This window comes from Streptomyces sp. CB01881 (assembly GCF_002953255.1).
Lineage (GTDB): Bacteria > Actinomycetota > Actinomycetes > Streptomycetales > Streptomycetaceae > Kitasatospora.
In genome coordinates this window covers 5563280-5589147 of the sequence record NZ_CP026498.1, presented here as the reverse complement: position 1 = coordinate 5589147, position 25868 = coordinate 5563280, and the positions used below count along the sequence as shown (strand labels likewise).

The 25868-nt window shown below is 71.5% G+C and carries 22 protein-coding genes, 3 pseudogenes and 1 riboswitch; of the genes and pseudogenes, 6 read left to right on the top strand and 19 right to left on the bottom strand.

Translation table 11 applies throughout. The features are described 5' to 3' along the window. Together C2142_RS39775 and C2142_RS14155 are read left to right on the top strand one after the other, a co-directional pair. Window positions 1-337, top strand: a pseudogene (locus C2142_RS39775) (glucosamine-6-phosphate deaminase); the annotation flags it as partial. Window positions 338-884: 547 nt separating this feature from the next. Beyond that, a complete protein-coding gene (locus C2142_RS14155; RefSeq protein WP_148642970.1) occupies window positions 885-2405 on the top strand; it encodes a PAS domain-containing sensor histidine kinase in 1521 nt (506 codons plus the stop codon). Between the two features lie 455 nt (window positions 2406-2860). On the opposite strand, the gene C2142_RS14150 is transcribed toward C2142_RS14155, so the two are convergent. Both C2142_RS14150 and C2142_RS14145 read right to left on the bottom strand, forming a co-directional pair. Next, window positions 2861-3112, bottom strand: coding sequence for a WhiB family transcriptional regulator (locus C2142_RS14150; protein WP_014138019.1), 252 nt, complete (start codon window positions 3110-3112; stop codon window positions 2861-2863). Window positions 3113-3480: 368 nt separating this feature from the next. After that, window positions 3481-4452 (bottom strand): diacylglycerol kinase family protein, encoded by a 972-nt coding sequence (locus C2142_RS14145; protein WP_148642969.1) that lies wholly within the window; start codon window positions 4450-4452, stop codon window positions 3481-3483. A gap of 50 nt (window positions 4453-4502) precedes the next feature. On the opposite strand from C2142_RS14145, the gene C2142_RS14140 reads away from it, so the two are divergent. Continuing rightward, window positions 4503-4931, top strand: coding sequence for a hypothetical protein (locus C2142_RS14140; RefSeq protein ID WP_148642968.1), 429 nt, complete (start codon window positions 4503-4505; stop codon window positions 4929-4931). A 47-nt stretch (window positions 4932-4978) separates the two neighbouring features. On the opposite strand, the pseudogene C2142_RS14135 reads toward C2142_RS14140, so the two are convergent. The 7 genes and pseudogenes from C2142_RS14135 to sodN all read right to left on the bottom strand — a co-directional run bounded on the left by C2142_RS14135 (window position 4979) and on the right by sodN (window position 10138). Then, window positions 4979-5990, bottom strand: a pseudogene (locus C2142_RS14135) (RNA polymerase sigma factor SigF). Between the two features lie 152 nt (window positions 5991-6142). Beyond that, window positions 6143-6553 (bottom strand): anti-sigma regulatory factor, encoded by a 411-nt coding sequence (locus C2142_RS14130; protein ID WP_148642967.1) that lies wholly within the window; start codon window positions 6551-6553, stop codon window positions 6143-6145. A gap of 294 nt (window positions 6554-6847) precedes the next feature. Then, on the bottom strand, window positions 6848-7324 hold the full coding sequence (locus C2142_RS14125; protein WP_148642966.1) for a GNAT family N-acetyltransferase: 477 nt from the start codon (window positions 7322-7324) through the stop codon (window positions 6848-6850). Window positions 7325-7333: 9 nt separating this feature from the next. Further along, window positions 7334-7717, bottom strand: coding sequence for a nuclear transport factor 2 family protein (locus C2142_RS14120; protein ID WP_148642965.1), 384 nt, complete (start codon window positions 7715-7717; stop codon window positions 7334-7336). A 90-nt stretch (window positions 7718-7807) separates the two neighbouring features. Beyond that, window positions 7808-8815 (bottom strand): ABC transporter substrate-binding protein, encoded by a 1008-nt coding sequence (locus tag C2142_RS14115; protein WP_148642964.1) that lies wholly within the window; start codon window positions 8813-8815, stop codon window positions 7808-7810. A gap of 21 nt (window positions 8816-8836) precedes the next feature. Beyond that, a pseudogene (locus C2142_RS14110) lies at window positions 8837-9346 on the bottom strand (ABC transporter ATP-binding protein); the annotation flags it as partial. Between the two features lie 125 nt (window positions 9347-9471). Then, window positions 9472-9590: riboswitch (cobalamin riboswitch) on the bottom strand. A 152-nt stretch (window positions 9591-9742) separates the two neighbouring features. Next, window positions 9743-10138, bottom strand: coding sequence for a superoxide dismutase, Ni (gene sodN, locus C2142_RS14105; RefSeq protein WP_063347853.1), 396 nt, complete (start codon window positions 10136-10138; stop codon window positions 9743-9745). A gap of 185 nt (window positions 10139-10323) precedes the next feature. On the opposite strand from sodN, the gene sodX reads away from it, so the two are divergent. Continuing rightward, on the top strand, window positions 10324-10764 hold the full coding sequence (gene sodX, locus C2142_RS14100) for a nickel-type superoxide dismutase maturation protease (RefSeq protein WP_148642962.1): 441 nt from the start codon (window positions 10324-10326) through the stop codon (window positions 10762-10764). A gap of 18 nt (window positions 10765-10782) precedes the next feature. Here sodX and C2142_RS14095 read toward each other — a convergent pair whose 3' ends face one another. From C2142_RS14095 to C2142_RS14075, 5 genes are all read right to left on the bottom strand, one after another. Continuing rightward, window positions 10783-11376 carry a CGNR zinc finger domain-containing protein gene (locus C2142_RS14095; RefSeq protein ID WP_148642961.1) on the bottom strand — a complete coding sequence of 198 codons (594 nt, stop codon included), beginning with the start codon at window positions 11374-11376 and terminating at the stop codon, window positions 10783-10785. A 112-nt stretch (window positions 11377-11488) separates the two neighbouring features. Then, complete coding sequence (locus C2142_RS14090; RefSeq protein WP_277347255.1) at window positions 11489-12280, bottom strand: amino acid ABC transporter ATP-binding protein; 792 nt, start codon at window positions 12278-12280, stop codon at window positions 11489-11491. After that, window positions 12277-13251 (bottom strand): amino acid ABC transporter permease, encoded by a 975-nt coding sequence (locus tag C2142_RS14085; RefSeq protein ID WP_241002570.1) that lies wholly within the window; start codon window positions 13249-13251, stop codon window positions 12277-12279. The genes C2142_RS14090 and C2142_RS14085 overlap by 4 nt, the downstream gene beginning before the upstream one ends. Window positions 13252-13285: 34 nt before the next feature. Beyond that, window positions 13286-14212, bottom strand: coding sequence for an ABC transporter substrate-binding protein (locus C2142_RS14080; protein ID WP_148642960.1), 927 nt, complete (start codon window positions 14210-14212; stop codon window positions 13286-13288). A 487-nt stretch (window positions 14213-14699) separates the two neighbouring features. Then, window positions 14700-15632 (bottom strand): ABC transporter substrate-binding protein, encoded by a 933-nt coding sequence (locus C2142_RS14075; protein ID WP_148642959.1) that lies wholly within the window; start codon window positions 15630-15632, stop codon window positions 14700-14702. A 585-nt stretch (window positions 15633-16217) separates the two neighbouring features. On the opposite strand from C2142_RS14075, the gene C2142_RS14070 reads away from it, so the two are divergent. Both C2142_RS14070 and C2142_RS14065 read left to right on the top strand, forming a co-directional pair. Next, window positions 16218-17414, top strand: a complete 1197-nt coding sequence (locus tag C2142_RS14070) for an NADP-dependent malic enzyme (RefSeq protein ID WP_148642958.1) — start codon at window positions 16218-16220, stop codon at window positions 17412-17414. Between the two features lie 84 nt (window positions 17415-17498). Next, window positions 17499-18461, top strand: a complete 963-nt coding sequence (locus C2142_RS14065) for a zinc-binding dehydrogenase (RefSeq protein WP_148642957.1) — start codon at window positions 17499-17501, stop codon at window positions 18459-18461. An 83-nt stretch (window positions 18462-18544) separates the two neighbouring features. Here the strand turns inward: C2142_RS14065 and C2142_RS14060 are convergent, their stop codons facing one another. From C2142_RS14060 to C2142_RS14040, 5 genes are all read right to left on the bottom strand, one after another. After that, the gene (locus tag C2142_RS14060) at window positions 18545-19591 is read right to left on the bottom strand and encodes a PadR family transcriptional regulator (RefSeq protein WP_148642956.1); all 1047 of its coding nucleotides are present in this window, start codon (window positions 19589-19591) and stop codon (window positions 18545-18547) included. Window position 19592: 1 nt separating this feature from the next. Next, window positions 19593-20510, bottom strand: coding sequence for a DUF4097 family beta strand repeat-containing protein (locus C2142_RS14055; protein WP_148642955.1), 918 nt, complete (start codon window positions 20508-20510; stop codon window positions 19593-19595). 200 nt (window positions 20511-20710) lie between these two features. Beyond that, complete coding sequence (locus C2142_RS14050) at window positions 20711-20890, bottom strand: DUF6104 family protein (protein ID WP_030235677.1); 180 nt, start codon at window positions 20888-20890, stop codon at window positions 20711-20713. Window positions 20891-20942: 52 nt separating this feature from the next. Next, window positions 20943-22889: a serine/threonine-protein kinase gene (locus C2142_RS14045; RefSeq protein WP_194235780.1), complete on the bottom strand. Its 1947-nt coding sequence runs from the start codon at window positions 22887-22889 to the stop codon at window positions 20943-20945. A gap of 262 nt (window positions 22890-23151) precedes the next feature. After that, the coding region (locus tag C2142_RS14040; protein WP_241002569.1) for a multifunctional oxoglutarate decarboxylase/oxoglutarate dehydrogenase thiamine pyrophosphate-binding subunit/dihydrolipoyllysine-residue succinyltransferase subunit at window positions 23152-25868 on the bottom strand (2717 nt) is incomplete at its 5' end.

Below are 25868 nucleotides of genomic sequence, written 5' to 3'. Positions count from 1 at the left end.
CCCGTTCTCCGGCGCCGACCTGCTGCACGGCCCGCTGGCCATGGTGGACAACGTCTCCCCGGTCATCGCGATCGTCCCGGACGGCAAGGGCGGCGAGGCCCTGCAGCCGGTCCTGGACCGCCTGCGCGGCCGTGGTGCGGACCTGGTGGTCATCGGCCAGCAGGCGCAGGTGGACGCCGCCTCCGCAGGCTTCGCGCTGCCGGCCGGTGTGCCCGAGGAGGTCCAGACCATTCTGGAGATCCTGCCGCTCCAGCAGCTGGCCTACGAGGTCACCATCGCCCGCGGCCAGGACCCGGACGCCCCCCGCGCCCTGGCGAAGGTCACCGAGACGCACTGACGCCGCACCGGCGCCGAGCGCGCAACGCCGAACCCCCGTCCGCAGGTTGTGGACGGGGGTTCGGCGTTTGAGCGGCGGAGAAGGGGCCTGGTCGCACCACCCGCCCGGAGGCGGAAAGCACTACGGGCCACGGCGCCGACACGGGACCCTCAACCCTCCCTCCTTGCCCGCCGGCGGACAGGAGGGGCCCATGGCACCGCAGCCCGGAGCTGTCGTCGGGCGCGGAAAGCACTACGGGCCACGGCGCCGACACGGGACCCTCAACCCATGCGGCACCGCAGCCCGGAGCTGTCGTCGGGCACCGTGGTCGACCGAGAACTGTGCGGGGTCCTCGCTCGGCGGCGTCCGACCGAGGAGGGGCCTCGCGCGGGTCAGGGCAGTTGCGCGGGGGGCCTCTCCTTGGTGCCCTTTCATTGTGGACTAGACCAATCTGGCTTGTCCAGGGGGCTTCGAAAATTGGTCTGGACAACTTCGGGAGGGGGTGCGGACCGGCGGCGCGGGCGGGTGCGACAGGCCCGCGCGCCGGGTCTGGAGCTACCCTCGCCATGTGCCCTCGCTCAACGAACTCGTCCGCCGCCACACCACCCTGACCGGTGCCGATGTGGAGTGGCTCCACATGCTGGTCTCGGAGTGGCAGCTGCTCTCCGACCTGTCCTTCGCCGACCTGGTCCTGTGGATCCCCACCTGGGACGGCATCCGGTACGTCTCGGTCGCCCAGATGCGGCCCAACACCGGCCCCACCTCCTACCAGGACGACATGGTCGGCCACCTCGTCCCGCGCGGCCGCCGCCCGCTGCTGGACGCCGCCTTCGACGAGGGCCGGATCGTCCGCGAGGGCGACCCGGAGTGGCGCGAGGAGGTGCCCGTCCGGGTCGAGTCGATCCCGGTGCGCCGCGAGGGCAAGGTGCTCGGCGTGATCGCCCGCAACACCAACCTGCTGACCGTCCGCACCCCCAGCCGGCTCGAACTCACGTACCTGCAGAGCGCCTCCGACCTGGCCCAGATGATCGCCGCCGGCGCCTTCCCGTACCCCGGCGTCGAGCAGACCGACATGGACGCCGCGCCCCGGGTCGGCGACGGCCTCATCCGGCTGGACGCCGACGGCATCGTCACCTACGCCAGCCCCAACGCGCTCTCCGCCTACCACCGCCTCGGCCTCACCACCGACCTGGTCGGCAGCCACCTCGGCCGCGCCACCGCGGAGCTGGTCCCGCCCTCGCGCTCGGCCGTGCACGAGGCGCTGGTGAAGCTGGCGAGCGGCTGGGCGCCCCGGCAGACGGAGGTCGAGGTGCAGGGCGGGGTGGTGACCCTGCGGGCCATCCCGCTGAAGCCCAAGGGCACCCTGACCGGCTCCCTGGTGCTCTGCCGGGACGTCACCGAGCTGCGCCGGCGCGACCGCGAGCTGATGACCAAGGACGCCACCATCCGGGAGATCCACCACCGGGTGAAGAACAACCTCCAGACGGTGGCCGCGCTGCTGCGGCTGCAGTCCCGCCGGATGGACTCGGACGCCGGCCGGGCCGCGCTGGACGAGGCGGTCCGCCGGGTCGGCTCGATCGCGATCGTGCACGAGACGCTCTCGCAGGCGCTGGACGAGCAGGTCGCCTTCGACGAGATCGCCGACCGGGTGCTGGCGATGGTGGTGGAGCTGTCCCAGGACGGCCGGGTGGCGACCCGCCGCAGCGGCAGCTTCGGCATCCTCTCCGCCGAGGTGGCGACGCCGCTGGCGATGGTGCTGACCGAGCTGCTGCAGAACGCCCTGGAGCACGCCTTCGGCCCGACCGCCTCCGGGAACCTGGAGGTCTCCGCGCTGCGCGGGCGGGCGCCGGCCACCGGCATGGGCTGGTCGGACAGCTGGAACGGCGGGGCCAGGCCGGAGGAGTACCTGCTGATCACCGTGCAGGACGACGGGAAGGGCATGCCGGAGGGGTTCGACCCGCAGCAGGCGGGCAACCTCGGGCTGCAGATCGTCCGGACGCTCGCCACCGGCGAGCTGGGCGGCACCTTCGACATGGTGGCGGGGCCGGACGGCGGCACCAAGGTGGTCCTGGAGATCCCGGTCCGCTGAGGTCCGCCGCGGTCCGCCGGGGCGGGCCCCGGGTCCGTCATCGTCCTCGGCGGACTGTTGGGGTGCACCGAGGTGTGCGAGGGGCGTGTGTCCGGTGAAAGCGCCGGCCCCGCACCCTCGCACAACCGTCACGGGCCGGAAAACAGAAACGAGGCCCTGTCGACCGGGGGGGGGTGGGTCGACAGGGCCTCTCAACCCGTTCCGGCCGTCGGGGGGAGTCGGCCGGAACGGGGGCTCTGGGTGGTGCGGCACCTCACCGGTGCGTTGCACACGGTGAGCGCCTCAGCTCCACAATATTGCTCTCCGTGAACAGTATCAAGTGCCTGGGCGGCTCGGTGTCGCAGGACCGTGTCGAGCAAGGTCCTTTGTACGGAAGGCTTCACCAGGAAGTGCAGGGAAGCCCTTGATCATGTGTTGATCGGCACTGCGGTCACTGCTGGTGCTACGGCGTGTGATCAGGCGGTGCGGGCGCGGTTGCGGGCAGCACGGCGCTTCATCGCGCGACGCTCGTCCTCGCTCATACCGCCCCAGACGCCGGCGTCCTGGCCGGTCTCGAGCGCCCACTGCAGGCACTGCTCCATGACCGGACAGCGGCGGCACACGGCCTTGGCTTCCTCGATCTGCAGCAGAGCAGGACCGGTGTTCCCGATCGGGAAGAACAGCTCCGGGTCCTCTTCGCGGCAGACAGCGCGGTGGCGCCAGTCCATGCTCGTCCAACTCCTCCTGCCGCGGGGGTTGCCCGGTCGGCACAATCGATGGCTTGTGAATGTGAACGCTTTCACGAATCCCGCAACAGCAAAAGAGACCAAAGGCCCGCCGGGCCCGGGTGGTCTGTGCTGGGGAGGGATTCGGCGATTCGAGGGACACTCCGCGGTCGGCCCCCGTCAGGGTCTGAGGTTGCCGTCGCTGCGATGTGTCCCGATCGCCATGTAGAGGTTCGCAAACCTCGGGCCCGGATACAACCCCCTTCAGGGAGGAATTTTTGATTCTTCGGTGTCGCCTAGCTCACAGCCAGTACTTCCATGGAGTGAAGGGGGCTTGTGCGTTCGAGAAGAAGGGTGAACCCCTCTTCCGGTCACACAATCACACGCAGTGCCCGCCGTACGCCTGTGAAACTGACGCGACTCCTGTCTCCAAGGTGGTCCCCATCGACCTGAAATGGGGCCGGTTCCTGTGAAACCAAGGTGAAGTGGCGGGCGTCGTGATAGGAGACGACGTGCTTGCCGGACGGGCCGGCAGGTGCCGTCCCATCGCTCGAAGGGCTGTGCGACCGCAGGATCTGACGGACCGTTCGAGCCGTGCCGAACGCCGTCATCCGGGTGATGCCGAAGACGTCGAGATCCGTGTCGAAGGAGGCGAGCGGCGAGGGGTAGACGGGGCGGTTGCCCAGGAACGTCCACGGCGAGGTGTTGCTGACTATGGTCATCACCAGGCCCGGCACGGGCTCGCGGCCCGGCAGTTGCAGGGTGACCGGGCCCGACCGGCGCTGCTCACGCTGGGTGATGTAGTGCCGGAGCGCCTGCCCGACGTAGAGCGCGTGGGTGGACTTGCGCCCCGCTCTGCGCTGCTCCTCCACCCGCCCGACCACACCGGCGTCGAAGCCCAGGCCGGCCGTGAAGGTGAACCACCGGTCCGGCAGTCCCTCGGTCATCGCCTTGCCCAGGCCGATCGGCCGCTCGCGGCGGTTGTCCAGGGCGTCCAGCAGGGCGCCGGTGGCCTCCACCGGGTCGTTGGGCAGGCCCAGCGCGCGGGCGAACACGTTGGTCGACCCGCCGGGTACCACGGCCAGCCGGGGGAGCTTCTCGCCCGGGCCGTGCGCCAGGAGTCCGTTGACGACCTCGTTGACCGTGCCGTCGCCGCCGAGTGCCACCACCAGGTCGACGGTGCCGTCCTCGGCCGCCTCGCGGGCCAGGTCGCGGGCGTGGCCGCGGTACTCCGTCTGCGCCACCTCCAGCTTGAGGTCGCTGCGCAGGGCGTGGATCAGGACATCCCTGGTGCGGCCACTGGTGGTGGTCGCTTTCGGGTTGACGACCAGGAGAGCGCGCATGTGCTCAGCCTACGGGTCGGTACGGACCAACCGGCGGCTACCCTGCTGGAGTGACCGCAGAATCCTCCGCACCCGCACCCGTGCCCGGCCCCGACCGGCCGGCGGCCCTGACCGTGGGCGCCGCCATCACCGCCCTGGAGGGCGCCGCGCTGGCCGTCACCGGCGTCTGGGACATGGTGGCCGCGCTGTCCGGCCAGTCGAAGCAGCTCGCCCTCAACGAGTTCGGCGGCCTGGTGATCGTGCTGCTCGGCGTGCTGCCGCTGCTCGCCTCCCGCGCGCTGCTCCGGGGCCGGCGCTGGGGCCGCAGCCCGGCGGTGCTGACCAACTCGCTCTGCCTGCCGGTCGCGTACTACATGCTGAAGAGCGGCGGCGTGATGATCGGGGTGGGCGCCCTGGTCGGCCTGCTCGGGCTGGCCGGCATCGGCGCCCTGCTCAGCCCGAAGTCGACGACGGCCCTCTACGCTCCGCACGAGGGCTGAGCACAGAGGGCCGGGGCCGAGGACGGCCGCCGGGGCGGCCGTCGGTCCTACTCCTCCACGAGGAGCTTCTCGCGCAGCTGGGCCAGCGTGCGGGCGAGCAGCCGGGAGACGTGCATCTGCGAGATGCCCACCTCGGCGGCGATCTGGGACTGCGTCATGTTCCGGAAGAACCGCAATACCAGGATCTTCTGCTCCCGGGGCGGGAGTTGGGCCAGCAGCGGCTTGAGGGACTCGCGGTACTCGACGCCCTCCAGTGCCTCGTCGGTGGCGCCCAGGGTGTCCGCGACGGCCGGCGACTCGTCGTCGCTGTCCGGCACGTCCAGCGACAGCGTGGAGTACGCGTTGGCGGACTCCAGGCCCTCCAGGACGTCCTCCTCGGAGATCCCCAGGTGTTCCGCCAGCTCGTGCACCGTGGGGGAGCGGCCGTGCCGCTGGGAGAGCTCGCTGGTCGCCGTGGTCAGCGACAGCCGCAGCTCCTGGAGCCGGCGCGGTACCCGGACCGCCCAGCCCTTGTCGCGGAAGTGCCGCCTCGCCGACGATGGTCGGCGTCGCGTAGGTGGAGAACTCGACCCCGCGCTCGTGGTCGAACCGGTCCACCGACTTGATCAGGCCGATGGTGGCGACCTGGGTCAGGTCGTCCAGCGGCTCGCCGCGGTTGCGGAACCGCCGGGCCAGGTGCTCGACCAGCGGGATGTGCATGCGCACCAGCTGGTTGCGCAGCTCGACGCGCTCCGGGGAGCCCTCGGGCAGCGCGGACAGCCGGACGAACAGTGCCCGGGCCGCCTCGCGGTCCGGCGCACCCGATCGGTGCGGGGCCTGGGCCGGCACCGCACCGCGCAGCGCCTCGCCGGCCGCCTGGTCCTCGGAGGACGGCGGGGGCGGGGGTGTCTGCGACGGGTCGGACGTCGGCTCGGACGTCGGCTCGGTCGGCTGGCTCATCCGGTGGGCGTCCTTCGGGTGCGCTTCGTCGTTGGAGGCGAGGCCGGGAACGCTCGCCTGGGTCGGTACGGCAGGGCCCGCCGTCGCGAGGCCGGTACGGTCCAGATCACTCACGGCCATTCCCCCGTTCCGTTCCGGGAGCACCGGGACCTTGGGGCGGTCCCGGTTCCGTCATGTCGGTCGTACCGCGTGTAGGGCGGTACCGGGAGCCGCCCGCCGGCCCGGGTGGGGTGCCGGGCGGACGGCCCTTGTTCGGTGCTGCTGTGGCGGACCTAATGGGCGGTGGACCCGCCGCGCTTCTTGTGCAGGCTGATCGACACGGTCTTGTCCTCGCCGACGGAGGACTCCACCTCGCCGGCCAGCGCGGAGAGCACCGTCCAGGCGAAGGTGTCCCGCTCCGGGGCCCGGCCGTCCGTGGTCGGGGCGGAGACGATGACCTTCAGCGAGTCGCCCACCAAGCGGAACTCGCAGGAGAGGACCGAGCCGGGCACCGCCTGCTGGAGCAGGATGGCGCACGCCTCGTCCACCGCGATGCGGAGGTCCTCGATCTCGTCCAGCGTGAAGTCCAGCCGGGCCGCCAGCCCCGCCGTCGCTGTTCGCAGCACCGAGAGGTAGGCCCCCGCCGCGGGCAGCCGGACCTCCACGAAGTCCTGCACTCCGGGCTCGCCGTCGATCTGGGACACCCTCACCTCCTGGGTGACGCGCTGTGCTTCCGGGCCGGTGGCCGCGGCACTGTCTGTTGCTTGGCTCAACTGCTTCGCCCCAACTGTCCAGAGGGGTGGTGCGGTACGTACCGGTCATACCCCTCCGAGGGTGGCCGGACGCCGCGCATCCGCACGAGACGTTACCGCTTTTGTCCCCGGTGCGGGAGTCACTCATGGTAGGCCCTCGCGACACAGGGTGTCAGCGGTCGGACGCCACCGCCCGGAAATCCGCGGCCGGACCCCCGGCCGGGCTCCCGGACGTGCGCCCGGGGGTCAGCGGGTGCCGACGGCGGTGAGCGCCTCGTCGGTGAGCCGGAAGACGCTCCAGCCGTGCATCGGCACCGCGCCGAGCGACTTGTAGAAGTTGATCGAGGGCTCGTTCCAGTCCAGCACCGACCACTCCACCCGCGAGTAGCCGCGCTCGACGGCGATCCGCGCCAGCTCCAGCAGCAGCGCCTTGCCGTGGCCGCCGCCACGGGCCTCCGGGCGGACGTAGAGGTCCTCCAGGTAGATCCCGTGAGTCCCGCGCCAGGTCGAGAAGTTGAGGAACCAGAGCGCGAAGCCGACCGGCTCGCCGGTGGTGTCGTCCTCGGCGATCAGGCCGAACAGCGCCGGGTTGGCGCCGAACAGCGCGTCGCGCAGCTGTTCCTCGGTGGCCACCGCCTCGTGGAGGGCCTTCTCGTACTCCGCGAGTTCGCGGATCATGGCGTGGATGACCGGGACATCGGTGACTCGGGCTGTGCGGATCATGCTACGAGCCTACTTGGACTGCTCGTTCTCGTCCCAGGCCTGGATCGAGGTCTGGTCGACGATGCGGCCGTCCCGCAGGTCGGCCACCGAGCTGACCAGCACCCGGACACCGTCGGGGTACCGGCAGGACTCCAGGAAGGCCACGTGGTCGCCCTGGAGCACCACCTGCTCCAGCCGGTGGGTCATCTCCCGGCCGTAGACGTCGGCCAGCATCGCGCCGATCTCGTCCCGGCCGTGCATCACCAGGGGGTGGCTGGGCTGGGTCTTGCGGTCGACCATGCGCAGTTCGGCGTCGTCCGCGTACAGCGCCAGCAGGGCGTCGGCGTCGGCGCGCTCGATGCCCTCGCGAAGCGCCGCGGTGTCGAAGGCGGACGACGCGGCCATGGTGGTCATCTTCTCGCTCCTCCGGTCGGTTCCGTCGGCTCGTACCTCCGAGCCTACGCCCGCCGCGCGCCGCCGCCCGGCCGTCCCCCCGGGCCGTCCTCAGCCGGCCGTGACGCCGCGCAGGTACGCCGCGAGGGCGGTGATCGCGGCCGGGCTGCGCGGGCTCTCCACCAGGTCGACGCAGTCCAGGACGAAGATCCGGTCGTTGCGGACCGCGGAGACGCCCGCGAGCGGCGGGAAGGACTTCAGGAACCTCGCCTTCGCCCCGGCGTCGGTGGCGCCGTAGTTGTTGATCACGATCACCTCGGGGTCGCGCTGCACGACGCTCTCCCAGCCGACGGTGGTCCAGGAGTCGGCGACGTCGCCCATCACGTTGGTCCCGCCGGCCTTGGTGATGATCTCCTCCGGCGCGGCGAACCTCCCCGAGGTGTACGGCTTGTCCTCGCCGCTGTCGTAGAGGAAGACCCGCGGCCGGCGCCCGGGCTGCGGCACGGCCGCGACCTGCGCCCTGAACCCGTCGATCAGCCGGTCGGCCCGGTCGCGGACGCCGAAGATCTCGCCCAGGTTGGCCAGGTCGGTGTAGAGCGCGTCCAGCGGGGACATCACGCCGCGCTCCTGGCCCTTGCCGCTGCGGCAGGACTCGGTGAGCACGTAGGAGCCGATGCCGAGGCCGGCCAGCGCCTGCGGGGTGAAGCCGTCGGCCTCGCTGAAGCCGTAGTGCCAGCCGGCGAAGACCAGGTCGGCCCTGGCCTCCAGCACGATCTCCTTGGTGATCTGCTGCTTGGAGAGCCACTTCGTCTGCTGGTAGCCGTCCTTCCAGGCCACCTGGTCGACCCGGCCCTTGTCGTCGGGCATCACGTAGCCGGCCATCCGGTCGGCGACGCCGAGCGCCAGCAGCAGCTCGGTGATGCCGACGTCGTTGCTCACCGCCCGGGCCGGCTTCTGCCGGTAGGTGACCTTGGTGCCGCAGTTGTCGACGGTCACCGGGTAGTGGGCCGGGCCGGCGGCCGCCTCGATGGCGGCGTCCCCGGCGGGGGCGATCTCGGCGCCGCAGGCGGTCAGCGTGAGGGTGAGCAGGGCGGCGGGGGCAACGGCCTTGGTACGCACGGGGGATCCTCGGAGTTCGGGTCAGCGGAGTCGGCCGAAGAGCAGCTGGACGGCACCGGTGTCCGGGTGCCGCACCGGGGTCGCGCGGACGCCGAACACCTCGGCCAGCAGCGCGGGCCGGAGCACCTCGGCGGGTGCCCCGGAGGTGACGATCCGGCCGGCCGCGATGACGTACAGCAGGTCGCAGTGGCCGGCCGCCAGGTTGAGGTCGTGCAGCGCGGTGAGCACCGTCGGCCCGGCCTCCCGGACCAGCGCCAGCACCTCCAGCTGGTGGGCGATGTCCAGGTGGTTGGTGGGCTCGTCCAGCACCAGCACCAGCACCAGCACCAGCAGCCGCGGCTCCTGGACCAGTGCGCGGGCGATCAGCACCCGCTGCTTCTCGCCGCCGGACAGGCTCAGGAAGCCGCGCTGCGCCAGGTGCCCGGCGCCCACCCGGTGCAGCGCGGCGGTGCACCGCGCGTCGTCCCCGTCGGCGGGGCGGGCGAAGCCGCCGCGGTGCGGCAGCCGGCCCATGCCGACCACCTCGTGCACCGCTCGGTCGTTCGCTCGCTCACGGGGGCGCGCCTTCGCCTCGGGCCGCGGGCGTCGCGGGGCGGCGCACCGGGGCCGCAGGGGATGCCGGAGCGCCATCCCCTCGCAGTCCGCGGCGAGTTGTCGGGAGGTCAGCGTCCCGGGGCGATCGGGCTCGCGGGCACGGGGCTCCGCTTACCGTTGCGGGTCAGCGCCGGATTCGCACCGGCTTCCCCCGCGGGACATCCTGGCAGCATAACAGGTAGTTAGGCGAGGCAACCCTTACCCGGGCGGGTCGGGTCAGCTCGGGTCGGGTCGGCTCAGGTCCGTGCGGCCGGCTTGCCGGGCGGGCCGGGAAACGCGACCGCCCCCGTCCGGCGGTGCGGACGGGGGCGGACGGCGGAGGCTGACCGGGGATCAGGCCTGCTTGGTCTCCCAGAAGATCTTGTCGACCTCGGCGATCAGGTCGAGCAGGGCCTGGCCGGTGGCCGGGTCCGTCGACGCCTTGGCGGCCGAGGCGGCCTTCAGGGTGTCGTTGATCAGCTGGTGCAGCTGCGGGTACTTCTCGAAGTGCGGGGCCTTGAAGTAGTCGCTCCACAGCACGGAGATGTGGTGCTTGACCGCCTCGGCGCGCTGCTCCTTGATGATCAGGGCACGGGTGCGGAACGCCGGGTCCTCGTTGGCCTGGTACTTCTCCTGGGTGCCCTTCACCGACTCGGCCTCGATCCGGGCCTGCGCGGGGTCGTACACGCCGCAGGGCAGGTCGCAGTGGGCGTGGGCGGTGGCGCGCGGTGCAAACAGACGAGAGAACATGGGAGTCCTTCCTTAGATCGTCTTCCCGCGGCTGAGATTACCCTTCCGGCCTCGGGGTTTCGCGATCGGGCGGTGGGCCTAGGGCAAAAGGCCGAGCCGGAAACGGGCCAATCCGGACATCGGCGGGTGACGGTCCGTACGGCAGACTGGGACCGGGCGGGCCGGGAGGAGGAGTCGTGGCGCGGATGGCGGAACCGGAGGGCGGCACCCCGGGGGGTGGCGCACCGTTCGGGCTGATCGATGTGGCGGGGCCCTCGATGGTGCCGACCCTGCGCGAGGGCGACCAGCTGCTGGTCCGTTACGGCGCGCGGATCCGGCCCGGCGCGGTGGTGGTCTTCCGCCACCCCTTCCAGCAGAACCTGCTGGTGGTGAAGCGGGCCGCCGAGCGGCGCCCGCAGGGCTGGTGGCTGCTCTCCGACAACCGGCCGGTCGACAGTGACAGCCGCAGCTACGGCGCCGTCCCGGACGAGCTGGTGCTCGGCCGGGTGCTGCTGCGGCTGCGCCCGCGCCCGGCCTGGCTGGCCCCGGGCCGGCGGCTGGAGCGGCTGCTGCTCACCGCCCCGCTGGCCCGGGTGCCGGGGCTGGCCCGCCGGCTCGGCGTCTGGGCCGATCCGGACGCCCTCTAGCCCCGGGGCCGGCCCCGGTCAGCCCTGCCCGGCGAGCGTCGCCGCGTCCTGGGCCTCCTGCCGCTTGCGGGCCCGGTACGCGGCGACGTTGGCGCGGGTGGCGCAGCGGTCGGAGCAGTACCGCCGAGAGCGGTTGGTGGAGGTGTCCAGGTAGGCGTTGCGGCAGGGCGCGGCCTGGCAGATGCCGAGCCGGTCGGCGCCCAGCTCGGTCAGGTGGACCGCCAGTCCCATACAGGCGACGGCGCTGAAGTGCGCGGTGGCGGTCGGCGAGTTCTCGGCGAGGTGCAGGTGCCAGCGCGGCCGCCCGGCGTCGTCCAGGTAGTCGTGCCCGGAGACCAGCGGGCTGACCGGGTACTCCATCAGCAGGCTGTTCAGCAGGTCGACGCCGCGGACCTCGTCGCCCTCGGCGGCGGCCTCGAACACCCCGCGCAGCCGGGTGCGGACGGCCCGAAGCCGGGGCAGGTCCGACTCGTCGGCGAGCGCGGCGGCCCGTGACGAGTCCGAGAACAGCGCGCGCACCGCGTCCACCGAGGTCAGCGAATCGGTGCCGCGCTCGGGCTCCTCGGTGTTCACCAGCCGGACGGCCAGATCGGCGTACGAGGCGAGCTCCACGGTGGTCCTTCCAGAGTTGGTAACGGGCTGACTGCTTCCAGCCTATTACCCGGGTGGGGAAAACGTCGGCGCCCGGCAGGACGGGCCTGCCGGGCGCCGACTGGAGGTGCGCTCAGAGCACCTTGGACAGGAAAGCGCGGGTGCGCTCGTGCTGCGGGTTGGTGAGGACGTCGCGCGGGTTGCCGGACTCGACCACCACGCCGCCGTCCATGAACACCAGGGCGTCGCCGACCTCGCGGGCGAAGCCCATCTCGTGGGTGACCACGATCATCGTCATGCCCTCCTCGGCGAGGCCGCGCATGACGTCCAGCACCTCGCCGACCAGCTCCGGGTCGAGCGCCGAGGTGGGCTCGTCGAAGAGCATCAGCTTGGGCTTCATGGCCAGCGCGCGGGCGATCGCGACGCGCTGCTGCTGGCCGCCGGAGAGCTGGGACGGGTAGCTCTTCGCCTTCTCGGCGAGGCCCACGCGCTCCAGCAGGGCCATGCCGCGCTCCCGCGCGTCCGCCTTGCTCTCGCCCTTGACCTGCACCGGAGCCTCGGTGATGTTCTCTATGGCGGTCATGTGCGGGAACAGGTTGAAGCGCTGGAAGACCATGCCGATGTCGCGGCGCTTGAGGGCGACCTCGCGGTCCTTGAGCTCGTAGAGCTTGTCGCCCTTGCGCCGGTAGCCGACCAGCTCGCCGTCGACGGACAGCAGCCCGCCGTTGATCTTCTCCAGGTGGTTGATGCACCTCAGGAAGGTCGACTTGCCGGAGCCGGACGGCCCGACGAGGACGAACACCTCGTTCTGCTTGACCTCCAGGTCGATGCCCTTGAGCACCTCGACGAGGCCGTACGACTTGCGGACGCCCTCGGCCTGCACCATCGGGTGGCCGGGGACCGGGGGCTTGCTCAGGTCGGTCATTGGTGGCTACCTCCCTCGATCCCCGGGACCACGTCGTTCTTGGCCTTCGGGACGGGCTTGCCCGCGAACAGCCGGCGCAGCCGCTCCAGCGGAGTCGGCGGCAGCGTCCGGGTGGTACCACGAGCGTAGTACCGCTCGACGTAGTACTGGCCGATGGTCAGCACGGAGGTCAGGAAGAGGTACCAGAGGCTGACGGTGATCAGCAGCGGGATGGTCTGGAAGGTGCGGGAGTAGATGTTCTGCCCGGCCCGGAAGAGCTCCTCCAGGGCGATGACGCTGACCAGCGAGGTGGTCTTGAGCATCGAGATGGTCTCGTTGCCGGTCGGCGGGATGATCACCCGCATGGCCTGCGGCAGGATGATCCGGCGCATGGTCGCGAAGCGGCTCATGCCGAGCGCGTGGGAGGCCTCGGACTGCCCCTCGTCCACCGACTGGATGCCGCCGCGGACGATCTCCGCCATGTAGGCGGCCTCGTTGAGGCCGAGGCCCAGCAGGGCCGCGGTGAAGACGGGGATCAGCTTGTTGGTCGACTCGGACCAGAACTCCGGCCCGAACGGGATGCCGATCGACAGCGTCGGCCAGAGCGCGCCCAGGAAGTTCCAGAAGACCAGCTGGACCAGCACGGGAGTGCCGCGGAAGACCCAGATGTAGAACCAGGCGGTGCCGGAGAGCAGCGGGTTCGGCGACAGCCGCATCACCGCCAGGATGATGCCGCCGACCACGCCCATCACCATCGAGAGCGCGGTGAGCTCCAGGGTGACGCCGAGGCCGTGCAGGATGCTGGAATCGAAGAGGTAGGTGTTGACGACATCCCACTGGAACGCGGGATTGAAGATCAGGGCGTGGAGCAGCATCGCCGCGAGGAGCGCGACGACGACGGCTCCCGCCCACCGGCCGGGGTGGCGGACCGGGACGGCCTTGAAGGACTCAGGCCGCCCCGGACTCACCTTCCCCTGATCGGAAGTGTTCACAGTGGCCTCAGGGGGGTGGGGAACTGGTGAGGGGTCAGCTGGTGGCGCCGTTGACGACCGACTTGTCGATCGCGCCGGCCTGGACGCCCCACTTCTCCAGGATCGCCTTGTAGGTGCCGTCGTCCATCAGCGACTGGACGGCGCCCTGGACGGCCGGGGTGAGCGCGGCGCCCTTGGCCAGCACGACGCCGTAGGGGGCCTTGCCCTCGACCGAGCCGAGCTGCTCCAGCTGGCCGTTGGTCTGCTTGATCGCGTAGTCGATGACCGGGGAGTCGGCCAGCATGACCTGGTCGCGGCCGGAGACCACTGCCTGGGTCACGTCGGTCTGCAGGTCGAACTTGTCGCCGTCGTTCGGCACCGGGGGCTTGCCGGCCGCGACGCAGGCCGGGTTGATGGTGTCCTTGATGGAGTCGGCCTGGGTGGTGCCGGTCTGGACGGCGATCTTCTTGCCGCACAGGTTGTTGATGTCGATCTTGTCCGGGTTGCCCTTCTTGACCGCCGCGCTGGTGCCCGCGAGGAAGTAGGTCACCATGTCGACGGTGGCCTCGCGCTCCTTGGTGTCGGTGAAGGAGCTCATGCCCAGCTGGAACTTGTTGGCCGCGATGCCGGGGATGATCGCGGTGAACGGCGAGTTCTGGACGTCGACGGCCAGGCCCAGCTTCTGCCCGATGGCGTTGGCCAGGTCCACGTCCATGCCGATGATCTTGCCCGAGGCGTCCTGGAACTCGTTGGGCGCGTACGAGGCGTCGGCGGCGACGACCAGCTTGCCGGCGGACTTCACGTCGGCCGGCACCATCGCGGCGAGCGACGGGTTGGCGCTGACCGCGGGCACGGTGCCGGTCGCGGAGCCGGAGGCGCCGGAGGAGGACTTGCTGCTGCCGCAGGCGGTCAGGACGAGGGAGACGGACGCGACTACCGCGCCGGCCGCGAGGAGGCGGGTGCGCTGGGTACGGGCGGTCATGAGGGGGATCTCCTCCTGAGGGAGAGGTCGGGCGGAGCGCGCCGCGGGGGAGCGGCACACCGGGACAGCAGGCCGTACGGCGCTGTACGGGTGGTATTTCGCTGTACGTCGTCGTACGGGCAGAGCCGGTCGTGCATGGCCTGGGCAGGGGGCGCGCAGGTGGTGCCAGGTACTGCTTCCGCCACCCTCCGCCGAGGTGGACGTCGATCGAACCGCCTCGACCAGTGGCCGGCTCGATCCGAGATGGGGGGAATCCTGCCATCTGATGACGGTCGGGGGGCCTCATTCAGATCAAAATCGGATAACGAGGGGTCACACTGTCCGCTATTCGGACGAATACCGTGTCCCTGTCACCCTGCGTATAAGTATGCAGATCCCCCCGCGCTCCGCCCGGAGGCCCGCCCGAGGACCCGGGGGGATTGGTCCGCCCGCGCGGGCCGGGGCCGGATCCCGCCCGGATCCGCCCGGCCCGCCCGGTTCGCGGGGCTCAGATCCCGCCGTTGACCACGGCGTTCTGGGCCGCGCCCGCACTGACGTTCCACTTGGCGAGGATCTTGTCGTACTCGCCGCTGCGGATCAGCTCGTCCACCGCCTTGGACAGCACGTCCCGCAGCTCGGTGTCGGTCTTGCGCAGCGCGATCCCGTACGGGTTGGACTTGGACTGCGCGCCGGTGACCTCGAAGCGGTTGCCGCCGTCGGTCGTCTTCGCCGCGTAGGCCGCCACGGGGAAGTCGTTGAGACCGGCCACCGCCGCGCCGGAGGCGACCTCGGCCAGCGCCTTGGCGTCGCTGTCGAACTTGTGCACGGTGAGCGGCTTGTTCAACCGGGAGCAGGCCGTGACCTGGCGGGCGACGATCTCGTCCTGGGTGGTGCCCTGCTGCACCGCGACGGTCCGGCCGCAGAGGTCGTCCAGGGTGTGGATGCCCTTGGGGTTGCCCTTCGGGACGGTGATCGAGGAGCCGGCGATGAAGTAGTCCACGAAGTCGACGCCCGGGTCGGTCTGCTTGCCGCCGTCGTCGACGCCCTCGCGGCGCGCGCGGATGTCGCTCAGCGCGGACATCGCCACGTCGAACTGCTTGGCGTGCAGGTCCGGTATCAGCTTGTCGAACGGGGTGTCGACGATCTCGATCCGCAGGCCGAGGATCTTGCCGAGGCCGTTGGCGATGTCCGGGTCGAGACCGTCCGGCTTGCCGTCGGCGCCCCGGAAGTCCACCGGCGTGTAGTTCAGGTCCGAGCCGACCCGGAGCACGCCGGCGGAGCGCTGGGCCTTCGGAACCTTGGCGCGGACCACCTGCACCGGGTCCTTCGAGGCCTGCTCGTCTGAGCCGCCGCTGCCGCAGCCGGTCAGCAGCAGGGCTCCGGCGGTCGCCAGGGTGAGGGCGGCGGTGGCCGTTCGTCGCGGGTGGGCACGGTGGTGCATGAGGTGCTCCTGTGGGAGGGACGTGGTGTCGCCGCAGCGTCGCGGGGGTGTACGCGAGATGGCGGAACAACGGATCCTCCCATCCCGCCCTGCCAGGCCCGGCGGCGGGTGTGTCAGAATCTGGTACCGGGTGACCCCCGACGATCGAACCCAGACCGCCGAGTCGAGACAGGCTCGGGGTGCACAGGAACGGAAGTCCACGACGCGGACTCCGTATCCGGGGCACCGGCTCCCCTCCGTGTCTGCGTTCACTCCTGCGGGTGCGTGTGCGCGCACGACTGCCGCCACCGGGGCCAGGTGCTTCCGACGCCAGGTGCCGTCAAGGTGCAACACAGTCAATGAAAAAAAGCGCATGACGTTGGACGAAAAGGCATAGGTGCGATGCCGTCGTCCGACCTACGCTCAGCCCGGAAGCACAGCGCAGACAACTGGAAAGAAAATCCCTCATCCCGAGGGCGCGGCCCCGACGGCAGCGCCCCGACCCCGCTCTCCCCGGGTCCGCTTCGGCGTACCCGGTTTCGAGTTTCCGCCGGGTCGTCCGCCCGTCGGCCTCGTCCCTCGCTGATCAATGACGAAGAGGTCATCGTGGCAGCGGAGATCATCCACAGCAGCACCCAGGAGACCGACGATCCGGTCGACGCCGTTTTCGCGCTCCACCGCGGCGGCAAGATGGAGATCCGGGCGACCGTCCCGGTGCGCGACGCGGACGACCTGTCCCTCGCCTACACCCCGGGTGTCGCCCGGGTCTGCACGGCCATCGCCGAGCAGCCCGAGCTGGTGAACGACTACACCTGGAAGTCCAACACGGTGGCCGTCGTCACCGACGGTACCGCCGTGCTGGGCCTCGGGGACATCGGCCCGGAGGCCTCGCTGCCCGTCATGGAGGGCAAGGCCATCCTGTTCAAGCAGTTCGGCGGGGTCGACGCCGTCCCGATCGCGCTCGCCTGCACCGAGGTGGACGAGATCGTCGAGACCGTCGTCCGGCTGGCGCCCTCCTTCGGCGGCGTCAACCTGGAGGACATCTCCGCCCCGCGCTGCTTCGAGATCGAGCGCCGGCTCCAGGACGCCCTGGACATCCCGATCTTCCACGACGACCAGCACGGCACCGCGATCGTCACCACCGCGGCGCTCTGGAACGCCGCCAAGGTGACCGGCCGCGAGATCGGATCGCTGCGCGCCGTCATCTCGGGCGCCGGCGCGGCCGGCATCGCCATCGCCAAGATGCTGGTGGCCGCCGGCATCGGCGACGTCGCCGTCTGCGACCGTCGCGGCGTGGTCCACCAGGGCCGCGAGGACCTCACGGACGTCAAGGCCGAGATCGCCGCGCAGACCAACCGGACCGGCGTCAAGGGCTCGCTGGCCGACGCGCTGGCCGGCGCCGACGTCTTCATCGGCGTCTCCGGCGGCACCGTGCCGGAGGACGTCGTGGCGACCATGGCCCAGGGCGCGTTCATCTTCGCGATGGCCAACCCGACCCCGGAGATCCACCCCGAGGTCGCGCACAAGTACGCGGCGGTCGTCGCCACCGGGCGCAGCGACTTCCCGAACCAGATCAACAACGTGCTGGCCTTCCCCGGCATCTTCGCCGGAGCCCTTCAGGTCCGGGCCACCCGGATCACCGAGGGCATGAAGCTCGCCGCCGCCAAGGCGCTGGCCGGCGTGGTCGCCGACGAGCTGACGCCGCAGAAGGTGATCCCCTCCCCGTTCGACGAGCGGGTCGCCCCGGCGGTCACCAAGGCCGTGGCCGAGGCCGCCCGCGCCGAGGGCGTCGCCCGCCGCTGAGCACACGTACGGCTTCGGGCCCGGGACGCGCGTCACACCGACGTGTGGTTCCGGGCCCGCGTCGTCGCGGCTATCGTCCGGATCATGTTTGCTGCCTACGCCGCACGAATCGACGCCGACGACCCGCTGAGCGGGCTGGAGTTGGGCGAACTCCCCGAACCGCAGGCGCGCCCCGGGTGGAGCGTGGTCACGGTCCGGGCCGCCAGCCTCAACCACCACGACCTCTGGTCGCTGCGGGGGGTCGGCCTGCCCGCCGAGAAGCTGCCGATGATCCTCGGCTGCGACGCCGCCGGCATCGACGAGCACGGCAACGAGGTGGTGATCCACTCGGTGATCGGCCAGACCGGTCACGGGGTCGGACCGGCCGAGCCGCGCTCCATCCTCACCGAGCGGTACCAGGGCACCTTCGCCCAGCGGGTGGCCGTCCCCACCTGGAACCTGCTGCCCAAGCCGGCCGAGCTCTCCTTCGAGGAGGCCGCCTGCCTGCCCACGGCCTGGCTGACGGCGTACCGGATGCTCTTCACCAACGCCGGGGTGAGGCCCGGTGACACCGTCCTGGTGCAGGGCGCCGGCGGCGGGGTGGCGACCGCGCTGATCGTCCTCGGCAAGGCCGCCGGCCTGCGGGTCTGGGTCACCGGGCGGGACGAGGCCAAGCGTGCCCGGGCCGTCGGGCTCGGCGCCGACGCCGCCTTCGAGAGCGGCGCCCGGCTGCCCGAGCGGGTGGACGCGGTCATGGAGACGGTCGGCGCGGCCACCTGGTCGCACTCGGTGAAGTCGCTGCGCCCCGGCGGCACCATCGTCATCTCGGGCGCCACCTCGGGGCCCAGCCCGAAGGCCGCCGAGCTGAACCGGATCTTCTTCCTGGAGCTCAAGGTGGTCGGCTCGACCATGGGCAGCAAGGAGGAGCTGGCAGGGCTGCTCTCGCTCTGCGCCACCGCCGGGGTCCGGCCGGTGATCGACTCGGTGCTGCCGCTGGCCGAGGCCCGGGAGGGGTTCGCCCGGATCGCCAAGGGCGACGTCTTCGGGAAGATCGTCCTCACGCCGTGAGCCCGGGCCGGGTGCGCCGGTGACCCGCCGACGCGTACGGGCCCGGTACTCCTCCGCCGAGGAGTACCGGGCCCGTGGCGCACTCAGCCCAGCAGCCGCCGCAGCCGCTCGCCGGCCGCGCCCAGCACCGAGCGGGCCTCGGCCAGCCCGTCGGCCGTCACGCCGCCGTCGCGGGCCGCGTCGCGGACCTGGTCGCGGAAGCGGTCCAGCAGTCGCTCCAGCTCCCGCGCCGGGTCACCGGCCGGGTTGGTGACCGTCCACGCCGGCAGGTCGGCCGGGGCGGCACCGGCCGGCTCGTCCTTGTCCAGGTCGATCCGGGTGACGGTGATCTTCTCGGCGGACGGCGCCGCGTCCTCCGCCGGGTGGCCCCAGCGGGCCGCGTCGGCCAGCCCGGCCAGGCCCTTGGTCAGCTCCGAGAGCCCCTCGGCCAGCCCGGTCGGCCAGTCCCCGCGGGCCGCGTGGTCGCGCACCTGCTGCTCGACCCGGCGCTTGATCCGCAGCGCCTCCTGCTGGGCCGCCGTCCGTGCCGCCCGGGACTGCTCGCGCAGCCGGCGGGCCTCCTCCTCGGCGGCCTTCGCCTTGGCCTTGGCCGCCTTCTCCTGCTCCTTGGCGCGCTTGGCCTGCTCCTTGGCCTGCCGCTTGAACTGGGTGAACTCCTCCTTGGCGCGCTGCCAGGCGTCCTTGTCCCCCCAGGGGCCCGCCCACGGATCCCCGCCTTCGGCCGGCTCCGGCTTCGGCGCCGCCTTGGCCTTCTGCGCCGCGCCCCACAGCTCCTCGCGGAGGTCCTTGGCGCTGTCCCGGACGTCCTCGCGGATCGCCCCGGCGAGCTGGGCCACTGAGTCGCGGATCTCCAGCTCCAGCTCGTCCAGCTCGCCCTGACGGTCCGCCAGCTCGGCGCGGCCGGCGTCGGTGAGCCGGTAGACCTTGCGGCCGCCCTCGGTGCTGTGGGCGACCAGGCCCTCCTGCTCCAGCTTGGCGAGCCTCGGGTAGACGGTGCCGGCCGAGGGCGCGTACAGGCCCTGGAAGCGCTCCTCCAGGAGGCGGATCACCTCGTAGCCGTGCCGCGGGGCCTCGTCGAGCAGCTTCAGCAGGTAGAGCCGGAGTCGGCCGTGGCCGAAGACCGGGCTCATGTCAGGCCTCCTTGGTGAGGTCGGGGCCCTTGCCGAGGTCGGGGCCGGCCGGCAGCTCCTTGACGACCGCCGGGCCGTCCTCCTCCGCGTCGGGGCGGTGCAGCACGGTGACGGCGCCGGAGACGGTGGTCACCGCGAGGCTGCCCTTGCCCTCGCCGAGCTGGCCGGAGAGCCGCTTGGCGCCCCAGGTGCCGCTGACCTTCAGCTGCTCGAAGGTGCTGGAGATGTCGCCGCTGTTGGTGCCGGCCTCGACCTTGGTGTCGGCCAGCGAGGGGATCCGGACGCCGACCGGGCCGCTGACCGTGCTGACCTTGATGTCGGTCGGGGTGGCCACGTCGAGGTCCAGGGTGACCGCGCCGGTGACGGCGTTGGCCTGCACCTTGTCGGCCGTGCCGGCGACCACGGTGAGCCGGCCGGAGACGGTGTTCAGCTTGAGCTGCCCGGCCACCGACTGGGCGTCGACGTCGCCGGTGACGGTGTTGGCGGACGTCCGGCCCGCCAGGCCGACCAGGGTGACGTCGCCGTTGGCCGTCTGCGCCGAGACGTGCTCGGAGAAGCCGGAGACGGTGGTGTCGGCCGAGACGGTGCCGACCTTGACCTCGGTGGCGGCCGGCACGGTCAGGGTGACCGCGGCGACCCGCTTGTGCTTGAACGAGGAGAGGAAGCCCTTCACGGAGTTCACCGACTTCAGCACGTCGCCGAAGTCGCTCCAGCTGCTGAGGTCCTGGTAGGTGACCGTCAGCACGCCGTCGACCAGGGTGACGTGGAGCGGCTCGCCCTTCAGCTCGGTGACCTCCAGGTGGGCCGGTCCCTCGGCGGCGACCACGTTCACCGTGCCGTCGACGGTCCGCACCTGGAGCGTCCGGACCTCCTCGTCGATGGTGATCCGGTCGGGCCCCTCAAGCGTCCACTGGCTCATCTCTGCCGCCTCCCGTTGTGACTCGCGATGTATCGCGTTCTCCTCTAAAGACGATATATCGCGTGACGGCGAAGTCAAGGGAATCCGTCCCCGAGGGGGACCCGGAGACGACCCGGAGACGCCCCCTACGGGGAGCACGAGGACGGGCCCGGGAGGCATGCCTCCCGGGCCCGTCCTTGGTGCGTCGTTGGTCTACCGCGTCACTCGTCGTCCTCGTCGTCGAGCCGGGCCAGCCAGGTGGCCAGCCGCTCGACCGGGATCTCGAAGTCGGGGTTGAGGTCGACGAACTCGCGCAGGCGCTCGGCCAGCCACTCGAAGGTGACCTCCTCGTCGCCGCGCCGGCTCTCCAGCTCCTCGATGCCGCGGTCGGTGAAGTACACGGTTCGCTCCGGTCCGGTGGGGATTCGACCTGGTCAGGATAGTCCGGGGCGGTCAGCCGTCGTTGCGGTAGTAGGTCAGCGAGAGGGTCGCCGCCCCGTCGCTGTCACCGAGCTTGACCACCTTCAGCACGACGATCGAACCGGTGGCCCGCTGGCGGACGCAGAACTGGCGGTCCACCGGGAGGTTGTCGAACTTGAAGTTGGCGGCCGGCTCGCGGTCGATGCCGCTCGCGCAGGACTCGGGGGTGATCGGGTTGTTGTCCTTGGCGATGTAGGCGTCGCTCTTGTCGCTCAGCCGGAACTCGGCGCCGTACGTGCCGACCTTCCAGTCCGCGGTGCCGGTGGGGACGACCTTGCCGTTCTTGAGGTCGAACTCGTAGTTGGCGTTCGGCGGGATGGTGAGCACCTGGTCCTTGTAGATCTCCCCGTACTTCGGCGGGCGGGTCGCCGAGGTGGTGGGCGAGGCGGTGGGCGAGGTGGTGGGCGAGGCGGACTTCGAGGGGCCGGTGCTCTTGGCCGCGGTCGGCGACGGATCCTCGGTCTGCGACGGCGCGGTCGTGGCGGGCGCGCTCTGGGTGGGCGCGGGCTGGGGCTGGTTCGCCGGGCTCTGCTGGGCGGTGTTCGCCTTGTCGTCGCCCTTCTTGTCGTCCAGCTGCTTCACCAGCACCACACCGCCGACGGTGCCGCCGACCGCCATCACCAGGGCGACGCTCAGCAGGACCTTCCAGGAGACGCCCTTGCGCCTCGGCTCGGGCGCGGCCGCCTTGGTGTCCGTCACCACCGGGCCGGGCGGCGGGGTGTCGTAGGACGGCGGCTCCTGGCGCAGCTGCACGGTCGGCGGCGAGGGCAGCACCGGCCCGGTCGGGGCCTCGGTGGCGGGCTGCGGGGCGCCGTACGCGCCGAGCGGCGGCGGGGTGAAGCCGGCCGGCGGGGTGACCGGCGGCTGCGGGGCGGCGTACGAGACGGCGGTCGCCGGGTGGGTCGGCTGCGGGGGAGCGGTGGGCGGCCCGGCCGGGGCCGGGGGAGCGGCCGGGGCGGCCGGCAGCGGGGTGGGCGGGGTCTTCGGCAGGTCCGAGCGGCGGGTGATCTCGGTGTTGACCTGCTTGGGCAGCCAGTCGTCGGTGAACCGGAGCTGCCCGCCGACCGACGGGTGGTTGCGGGCGATCTCGATGATCTCGGCGGGCTTGGGCCGGTCCTCGGGGGACTTGGCCAGGCAGCGCAGGATCAGCTCGCGCAGGTCGGCCGGGACGGCGTCCAGCTCGGGCTGCTCGTGCACCACCCGGTAGAGCACCGCGGTGTCCGGGCCGTCGCCGAACGGTGGGGCGCCGCCGGCCACGTACGCGGCCAGCGCGCCGAGCGCGAAGACGTCGGTGGCCGGGGTGACCGTGCGGCCCTGGGCCTGCTCCGGGGACATGAACGCGGGCGAGCCGATCCGGTAGCCGGTGCCGGTCAGCGCGGTGGCGTCGGCGGCCCGGGCGATGCCGAAGTCGATCACGCGCGGGCCGTCGCCGGCCACCAGCACGTTGGCCGGCTTGAGGTCGCGGTGCACCACCTCGACGCTGTGGATCGCCTGGAGCGCCTCGGCGATGCCGCCCATCAGCAGCAGCACGGTGCGGACCGGCAGCGCGCCGTTCTCCCGCACCACCTGCTGGAGGGACGGGCCCGGCACGTACGCGGTGACCAGCCAGGGGGCGTCCGCGTCCAGGCCGGAGTCGATCACCTGGGCGGTGTAGAGCCCGTGGATGCGCTGGGCGTTGGTGACCTCCTGGGCGAACCGGCGGCGGAACTCGCCGTCCTCGGCGAACTCCGGGCGGACCACCTTGAGCGCCACCGGCCGGCCGCCGGGGGTGTACGAGAGGTAGACCCGGCCCATGCCGCCGGCACCGAGCCGGGCGAACAGCCGGTAGCCGCCGACCTCCCGCGGGTCGTCCGGGTGGAGCGGCTGGAAGACCGGCGGGAGCGGTGCGGAGGCGGCGTCCCGTGGTGCGTCGGCGGTCATGCGGTGATCCCCCTGGGAGAGCGGTGAGGTCATCGGCCGGCCGCGGGCGCGATGACGGGCGTCCGGGCGGCGGTCTGGCGAGGCATAACCTATCGACCCGTCAGGCAGGCGCGCATTTCCGTGCCGTTTTGGTTGCAGAGCTGCGACCTTGGCATGGCGTCATCGTGGAGCCCGTGACAGCGCGAAGGCCCCGGCCCCCGCGCGGTGTGCACGGGGGCCGGGGCCTTGGAGCGGGGCGCCGGAGCGCCGGGACGCCGGGGCGTCAGATCGTGAAGATCTCCTCCAGCAGCGCCTGCTGCTCGGCGGCGTGGCGCTTGGCCGAGCCGACCGCCGGGGCCGAGGAGGCCGTGCGGGCGACGCGGCGCAGCCGCGAGCCGTTGGCGCTGCGGCCGACGACGACCTGCAGGTGGTCGACCAGGTTCATCGCGATGAACGGCCAGGCACCCTGGTTGGCCGGCTCCTCCTGCGCCCAGACGAACTGGACATCGTCGCCGTACTTGGCCAGCTCCTCCTGGAGCTCGGCCACCGGCAGCGGGTAGAGCCGCTCGACCCGGACGATCGCGGTGTCGGTGACGCCGCGCTCGGTGCGGGCCGCCTCCACGTCGTAGTAGAACTTGCCGGCGGTGATGACGACCTTGCGGACGTTCGCCGGGTCGACGGTGGTGTCACCGATGACCGGGCGGAACGAGCCGGACAGGAACTCCTCCGTCGCACTCGCCGCGGCCTTCAGGCGCAGCATCGACTTCGGGGTGAAGACGATCAGCGGCTTGTGGTGCGGGTTGTGCGCCTGCCAGCGCAGCAGGTGGAAGTAGTTCGACGGCAGGGTCGGCATCGCGACCGTCATGTTGTCCTGCGCGCACATCTGCAGGAAGCGCTCCGGGCGGGCGGACGAGTGGTCCGGGCCCTGGCCCTCGTAGCCGTGCGGCAGCAGCAGGGTGACGCCCGAGTGCTGGCCCCACTTCTGCTCGGCGGAGGCGATGTACTCGTCCACCATGGTCTGCGCGCCGTTGACGAAGTCGCCGAACTGCGCCTCCCACATGACCAGCGCGTTCGGGCGGGTCAGCGAGTAGCCGTACTCGAAGCCCATCGCCGCGTACTCGGACAGCAGGCTGTCGTACACGGTGTAGCGGGCCTGGTCCTCGGTCAGGTACAGCAGCGGGGTGTAGTCCTCGCCGCTGTTGCGGTCGATCAGCACCGCGTGCCGCTGGCCGAAGGTGCCGCGGCGGCTGTCCTGGCCGGCCAGGCGGACCGGGTGGCCCTCCATCAGCAGCGAGCCGATGGCGAGGGTCTCGCCCATGGCCCAGTCGATGGTGTTGTCCTCGACCGAGGCGGCGCGGCGCTGGAGCTGCGGCAGCAGACGCGGGTGGACGGTCAGCCAGTCCGGCAGGTTGACCTGCGAGGCGGCGATCCGCTTGACCATCTCCTGGGAGATGCCGGTCTGGATGTTGACCGGGAAGTCGGCCTGCGGCTTGCCGTTGGCGGTCGGCGCCGGCGCCTGGGCGGCGTCGCGGACCTCGGCGAAGACCTTCTCCAGCTGGCCCTGGAAGTCCTGGAGCGCCTGCTCCGCCTCTTCCATGGTGATGTCGCCGCGACCGATCAGGCCCTCGGTGTACAGCTTGCGCACCGAGCGCTTCTTGTCGATCAGGTCGTACATCAGCGGCTGGGTGAACGACGGGTTGTCGGCCTCGTTGTGACCGCGGCGGCGGTAGCAGATGAGGTCGATCACGACGTCCTTGTGGAACGCCTGGCGGAACTCGAAGGCGAGCCGCGCGACGCGGACCACGGCCTCCGGGTCGTCGCCGTTGACGTGGAAGATCGGGGCCTCGATCATCCGGGCCACGTCGGTGCAGTACATCGAGGAGCGCGAGGACGCCGGGGCGGCGGTGAAGCCGACCTGGTTGTTGACCACCAGGTGGATCGTGCCGCCGGTGCGGTAGCCGCGCAGCTGCGACATGTTCAGCGTCTCCGCGACGACGCCCTGGCCGGCGAAGGCCGCGTCGCCGTGGATCTGGATCGGCAGCACCGGGAAGGTCGTGCCGCCCTGGTCCAGGACGTCCTGCTTGGCGCGGACGATGCCCTCGACGACCGGGTCCACGGCCTCCAGGTGGGAGGGGTTCGCGGCGAGCGAGACCTTGATGGTCTCGCCGTCCAGGCCGGTGAAGGTGCCCTCGGAGCCGAGGTGGTACTTCACGTCGCCGGAGCCGTGCATCGACTTCGGGTCGAGGTTGCCCTCGAACTCGCCGAAGATCTTGCCGTACGGCTTGCCGACGATGTTGGCCAGCACGTTGAGGCGGCCGCGGTGGGCCATGCCGATGACGGCCTCGTCCAGGCGGTGCTCGGCGGCGGCGTCGATGGTGGCGTCCAGCAGCGGGATGAGGGACTCGCCGCCCTCCAGCGAGAAGCGCTTCTGCCCGACGTACTTGGTCTGCAGGAAGGTCTCGAAGGCCTCAGCCGAGTTCAGGCGGCGGAGGATCCGCAGCTGCTCCTCGCGCTCCGGCTTGGTGTACGGCTTCTCCAGGCGCTCCTGCAGCCACTTGCGCTGCTTCGGGTCCTGGATGTGCATGTACTCGATGCCGACGGTGCGGCAGTACGTGTTGCGCAGCAGGCCGAGGATGTCGCGCAGCTTCATCATCCGCTGGCCGCCGAAGCCGCCGACCGCGAACTCGCGCTCCAGGTCCCACAGGGTGAGGCCGTGCGTGGTGACGTCCAGGTCGGGGTGCTTGCGCTGCTTGTACTCCAGCGGGTCGGTGTCGGCCATGAGGTGGCCGCGGACCCGGTAGGAGTGGATCAGCTCGATGACGCGCGCGGTCTTGTTGACCTCGTCGTCGTGGGTGGTGGCGACGTCGGTCGCCCAGCGGACCGGCTCGTACGGGATCCGCAGGGACTCGAAGATCTCGTCGTAGAAGCCGTTCTCGCCGAGCAGCAGACGGTGGATCTCGCGCAGGAACTCGCCGGACGCCGCGCCCTGGGCGGTGGTCG

Coding starts and splice junctions, on each gene's coding strand:
- C2142_RS14150 (WP_014138019.1), bottom strand. CDS start 3,112: ATGGACTGGCGCCACCGCGCTGTCTGCCGCGAAGAGGACCCGGAGCTG.
- C2142_RS14145 (WP_148642969.1), bottom strand. CDS start 4,452: ATGCGCGCTCTCCTGGTCGTCAACCCGAAAGCGACCACCACCAGTGGC.
- C2142_RS14125 (WP_148642966.1), bottom strand. CDS start 7,324: ATGATCCGCACAGCCCGAGTCACCGATGTCCCGGTCATCCACGCCATG.
- C2142_RS14120 (WP_148642965.1), bottom strand. CDS start 7,717: ATGACCACCATGGCCGCGTCGTCCGCCTTCGACACCGCGGCGCTTCGC.
- sodN (WP_063347853.1), bottom strand. CDS start 10,138: ATGTTCTCTCGTCTGTTTGCACCGCGCGCCACCGCCCACGCCCACTGC.
- sodX (WP_148642962.1), top strand. CDS start 10,324: ATGGCGGAACCGGAGGGCGGCACCCCGGGGGGTGGCGCACCGTTCGGG.
- C2142_RS14090 (WP_277347255.1), bottom strand. CDS start 12,280: ATGACCGACCTGAGCAAGCCCCCGGTCCCCGGCCACCCGATGGTGCAG.
- C2142_RS14080 (WP_148642960.1), bottom strand. CDS start 14,212: ATGACCGCCCGTACCCAGCGCACCCGCCTCCTCGCGGCCGGCGCGGTA.
- C2142_RS14075 (WP_148642959.1), bottom strand. CDS start 15,632: ATGCACCACCGTGCCCACCCGCGACGAACGGCCACCGCCGCCCTCACC.
- C2142_RS14065 (WP_148642957.1), top strand. CDS start 17,499: ATGTTTGCTGCCTACGCCGCACGAATCGACGCCGACGACCCGCTGAGC.
- C2142_RS14060 (WP_148642956.1), bottom strand. CDS start 19,591: ATGAGCCCGGTCTTCGGCCACGGCCGACTCCGGCTCTACCTGCTGAAG.
- C2142_RS14055 (WP_148642955.1), bottom strand. CDS start 20,510: ATGAGCCAGTGGACGCTTGAGGGGCCCGACCGGATCACCATCGACGAG.
- C2142_RS14045 (WP_194235780.1), bottom strand. CDS start 22,889: ATGACCGCCGACGCACCACGGGACGCCGCCTCCGCACCGCTCCCGCCG.